The 270-nt window shown below is 57.0% G+C and carries 1 protein-coding gene; it reads left to right on the forward strand.

The window, feature by feature from the left end; genetic code table 11:
- Window positions 1-270: AMP-binding protein (locus Xind_RS19845; RefSeq protein ID WP_187650980.1), on the forward strand; the 270-nt coding region annotated here is incomplete at both ends.

Raw genomic sequence — 270 nt, forward strand, 5'->3', positions numbered from 1 at the left:
TTCCCGATTCATCAGTGATTGCCCAGGTGCTGAAACATTGTCCGCCGCAACAACTGTTGCAGGCCTATGGTCCGACGGAAGGCACCACCTTTACCACGATATATCCTATTGAGGCGCTGGAAGAGGGTATAACCCGACTCCCCATAGGCCGGCCTATTGCCAATACGCGGGTTTATTTGCTGGATAAGTGTAGTCAGCCGGTGCCGCTGGGGGCGGTGGGTGAGCTGTATATTGGTGGGGTAGGGGTGGCGCGGGGTTACCTGAACCGGC

Source organism: Xenorhabdus indica (assembly GCF_014467235.1).
GTDB classification, from domain to species: domain Bacteria; phylum Pseudomonadota; class Gammaproteobacteria; order Enterobacterales; family Enterobacteriaceae; genus Xenorhabdus; species Xenorhabdus indica.